Origin of the sequence: Pectobacterium sp. HCp5_1, from assembly GCF_032905925.1 — a bacterium.
Lineage (GTDB): Bacteria > Pseudomonadota > Gammaproteobacteria > Enterobacterales > Enterobacteriaceae > Pectobacterium > Pectobacterium brasiliense_A.
Genome location: NZ_JAUMIO010000068.1, coordinates 1 through 4,545 on the forward strand (window position 1 = coordinate 1; position 4,545 = coordinate 4,545).

A 4,545-nucleotide genomic window follows, 5' to 3' on the forward strand; every position below is an offset into this window, starting at 1 on the left:
ACTGAATCGTAAAACTATCGGGTACTCAAAATCAGTGGAAATGCATGACAAGATAATCGGCACATTCATCGAACGTGAACATTATCTGCAATGACCTGATCTACATATTGAATACGTGACCTATTTTTTGAATAATGATAACTACAATATCGTCACCGAATAATCTTTATCTAATAGTTCAAACGTATAATCTCGCTGCGAAGAGAAAATAATCTCTCGTGCTTTTGTCACAAATATCGCTTCGATATCCGGCCGGTTTTGTAGAAAGATAATGCCTGAGCTGACGCCCATGCCATAAAGCAGCGTGGTGTAGATATCGCCGTCGAGAGAGTCGTTCGAGATAACCGTGACGCTGTGCAGTTCATTATCCAGCGGATAACCCGTCCGGGGATCGAGAATATGATGATAGATACGATCGTCCACGGTGAAAAAGCGTTCATAGACGCCGGATGTCACCACGGATTTGTTCTTCACCTTAATGATGCCAAGCAGGCTATCGCGATCCGCGAACGGCTTCTGCAACCCGACGCTCCATAGCCCTTGTTCATCCGTCAGTGCGCTGCCGATAGCCAGTACGTTTCCCCCCAGATTGATCAGCGCATCCTGAATCGCATGTTGATGCAGAACATCACGGACGATATCGGCAATATAACCTTTCGCAATCGCCCCCAGGTCGATCTCCATTCCGGCGCTTTCCAGCAACACGGCGCAGTCCTGCTCTCTGAGAATAATGCGTTCGGGATGCGTTAATGCCAGCGCCCGTTGTATTGACTCGTGCTCAGGCACCGTGCTGCCGCTAAAACCGATTTTCCATAGTTTCACGACGGGGCCAATCGCGACGTTAAAGCCGCTGTTTTCAATCAGACTGACCGCTTTGGCCCGTTTAATCAGCTCAAAGACCACCGGGCTGACCGAAACGTACTCTTTCCCCGCCGCATGGTTGATGCTCATCACTTCCGACTGCGCTCGATTAACGGTTAGCCGATCTTCGAGCTGTTTGATGCGTTGGAAAACCTGCCTGACGGCGGTTTCATCATGGACAAACAGTTTGAGCAGAATGGGGCTGCCCATCAGGTGAACGGAATAGACGTAGGCATTATCGACAGAAGGCATGCGGTGACTCCTATGATCGAATGGCGGCACAGAGAGGAAACGGTGGGAAAATCGCGAGCGCCCTTTGAGACGCCCGCCATCAGCCTTACTCTTTTATCACGTTCTTTTCTATCACTTACTCTGCGACCAGTATCGGCTGCTTTTCAGCCGTTTTCGCCGCCGCTTTCGCAAATCTTGCTTTACGTGCTTTCGTTGGAAAAACGTCCGAACGACGCGGTGCCCGCGCATAGGCCGCTGCCTGCATCCCCGCCTGAATGCCGAAGATAATGATATCCGCCACGGCGTTGCCGCCAATGCGGTTTGCCCCGTGAATACCGCCAACCACTTCCCCAGCAGCATAAGCCCCGGAGATCGTCTCTTTATAGCGGTTCAGCACTTCCGCTTTCTCGTTGATGGTCACCCCCCCCATCGTGTGGTGTACGCCCGGCGCCACCTTAATCGCGTAGTACGGCGCTTGATTCAGCGGATCGCGCATTCCCGTGGTACGGCCAAAGTCTTCATCGTGTTTGTCGGCGATAAAGGCATTGTAACGTTCGAGCGAGGCGTGCAGAGCAGATGGCGGCATATCGAGCTTGTCGGCCAGTTCAGCGATGCTGTTCGCGCTGACGGTCAGCCCTTGTGCGACATATTCTTCAACTGCACGGTTGCGGTTTCTGACCTGCTCGTCGAACAAGATGTACGCGTACTCTTCCGGCAAGTTAACGATGGCGGACGAGACGTTATCCCGCGTCTCCATTTCGTTAAAGAAACGTTCTCCACGCTGCGACACCAGAATAGCCCCGCCGCCGCGAATGGATTCGGAGATCAGATAAGACGTCGTCTGTTCAACCGTCGGATGGGTTTGAATTTCCCCCATGTCCACCGTATCTGCGCCGATCTGTTCCAGCAGACGAATGCCGCCGCCCGTTGCGCCTTTATGGTTGGTGGTGACAAAGCCTTTCAGGTCTGGGCGGTATGACTCCACCATCGCCTGATTAGCACTAAAACCGCCTGTCGCGACAATCACCGCTTTTGTCGCAATCAGGCTCACTTCCTGCTCATCATTGACGACTCTGACGGCACTAACCTTGCCCTTCTCCTGCACAATTTCGGTTACCGACGTTTCCAGCAGCACCTCAATATTGTATCTATTGAGGTTCTTAATCAGCCCGCTGACCAGATAGCCGCCCACCGCTGCGCCGTTGGCAGGCCGGTGCGTTCTGTCAACACTCATGCCGCCCGTCGTGGTGATGTCGCTCAGCTCAATATCGTGCTGCGCCAGCCAGTTAATCGCTTCAGACGCATGATCGACGAAGTATTGCACCAGCGCAGGGTTGTTCTTCTGTTTTCCACTTTTCAGCGTTTCGTCATAGAACAGCGCCTGGCTATCTTCGATACCTTTATTTTGCTGGAAGACAGTGCCCGCCGCGTTCATACCGGCAGAGGCCTTGATGGTATTGCCGCCGATGACGGGCATCTTTTCAATGACGATAACGCGTGCGCCCTCTTCGCTGGCCTGAATCGCCGCCGCCAGACCCGCACCGCCGCTGCCAATCACCACCACATCCGCTTCGCGGCGCGCGTCTGGGTTGCCGCCATCGGCAATAATGGCGTCTTTGCTCGATTTCACCATCGCCTTGGTAACGGCTTTTTTAATCGCTTCACTCTGTGCCGTTGCGCCCGTTACGGCATCAACGTGGGGACTATTGGTATCCAGAATGCGTTCGCGGATAATCTCAAAACTGATTTTTAGCGATTCATCAATTTCGCTATTCTCCAGCGCAATATCGGCGACCCGATTCTGCTCAAAATGAACATGAATTCGCAGCTCGCCACATTCATCCTGAACGTTTTCCTGATAAACCCCGGATTTAAATTTTTTGCCGGTTAAATTCACGTCCCGAATCATGGCTTCAACTAATGAAAAACGCCACAGCGGTTCAGGAATCGTTAATGCTTCACGTTTATCGCTGGCAATATAAAGTTCGAGTTTTTCCTGTTCGGCAATACGATCCGTCCAGTCTGGATAAGCAATACAGGCTCTGCCGACGGCAATCAGGTCATAACCATTTTCCAGCGCCGCATCGGCGTCTGCCTGATTGACAATATCCCCTACGCCAATAACCGGAATCGCCGCTAATGTCGAGGAACGGCGGGCAACATATTTTTTAATCAGCGGCGTCGGGTCATCTGTTTCGACAATGGACGAGCGCAGAATATTTCCCATAGAGAAATGAACGTAATCCAGCCCGCGCGCCGCTAATTTTTCCAGCAAATAGAGTGAATCATCAAAATGAATACCGGGTTCTTCGATCTCTTCCGGCGAGAAACGATAGCCGATAATAAATGCAGGATCGGCGTATTTATCCGCGACCTCATGAACGATATCCAACACCGCCAGCGGGAAGACCGCGCGATTGTCACGACTGCCGCCCCATTTATCTGAGCGTTGATTAGAGTGTGGAGAATAGAACTGTTGGATCAGGTAGGTATTCGCGCCGTGAATTTCCACGCCATCGAAACCCGCCTGAATGGCACGATGAACGGCAGCGCCAAACTTGCCGATCATCGCGTCAACCTCATCGCCCGACAGCGCCATCGGAACGATGGCACCCGCGCGCGGCGCGGCAATAGCACTCGGGGCAACGGGCGTCGCGCCACCGATAAAACGCGGTTCGACCATCCGGCCACCGTGATAAATTTGCAGGATCGCCGTCGAGCCTTTTTCTTTAATCGCCGTCGCAATTTTGGCCAGTCCGGCAATTTTGTCGTCGCAGTCGATTCCTATCGCGCCGGGAAAAGCCAACCCTTTGTCATCAATAAAACAGCACTCCACAATCACGGTGCCGATGCTGCCTGCCCTGGCCTGATAATATTCCACCAGCTCTTTGGTCACGCTCCCATCGTAAAATCCACTACAGGTAGTCATGGGTGCCATCAGTACCCGGTTTTTCAGCGTCGCGCCGTTGGGGAGTGTAAAAGCGGCAAATAGATCATGGTGATTATTCTTCATAGCGAATACTCCACTTAAAATAAAAACTCTGTTCGCGAATGATTCAGAAGCCGCCATGTTTGTTTTTATTAATTTTTCTGGCTGATAATTTGCGAACTTATTACTTACCAAGTATCTATTTTTTTTGATGTTATAAAATGTTTTCTTACTATTTAAACTATTTTGTAGATCCGCTTTTATTAGGGATATTCGCACAACTCTTTTTTATATTTAACATCAACCCCACCTAATTAACATTTATTTATCAAAAATGAAACCAACCGATATTATTGACATTCCGCATAACATAAATAGAACAAAAAAAATAAACCGATTTTTCCTAAATAGCTTCGCCAAATAGTAGATCACTCGAAGGGAACTCAGTCCGAGTTATGCGATCTGATCAATCGCCAAACCAAACAAATCACCAACCGGACTGAGCGATGCCGATCATAGCAGCA

The 4,545-nt window shown here is 50.6% G+C and carries 3 protein-coding genes; 1 reads left to right on the top strand and 2 read right to left on the bottom strand.

Annotated elements, in window-relative coordinates; translation table 11 throughout:
* Positions 1-94, top strand: a 94-nt coding sequence (locus tag Q3A88_RS21550) for an IS1 family transposase (RefSeq protein WP_317177888.1), incomplete at its 5' end; no start/stop codon positions are given.
* A gap of 47 nt (positions 95-141) precedes the next feature.
* On the opposite strand, the gene Q3A88_RS21555 is transcribed toward Q3A88_RS21550, so the two are convergent.
* Positions 142-1,113, bottom strand: coding sequence for an FAD:protein FMN transferase (locus Q3A88_RS21555; RefSeq protein WP_317178630.1), 972 nt, complete (start codon positions 1,111-1,113; stop codon positions 142-144).
* 115 nt (positions 1,114-1,228) lie between these two features.
* On the bottom strand, positions 1,229-4,105 hold the full coding sequence (locus Q3A88_RS21560; protein WP_317178631.1) for a flavocytochrome c: 2,877 nt from the start codon (positions 4,103-4,105) through the stop codon (positions 1,229-1,231).
* Positions 4,106-4,545 lie beyond the last annotated feature (440 nt).

Coding starts and splice junctions, on each gene's coding strand:
- Q3A88_RS21555 (WP_317178630.1), bottom strand. CDS start 1,113: ATGCCTTCTGTCGATAATGCCTACGTCTATTCCGTTCACCTGATGGGC.
- Q3A88_RS21560 (WP_317178631.1), bottom strand. CDS start 4,105: ATGAAGAATAATCACCATGATCTATTTGCCGCTTTTACACTCCCCAAC.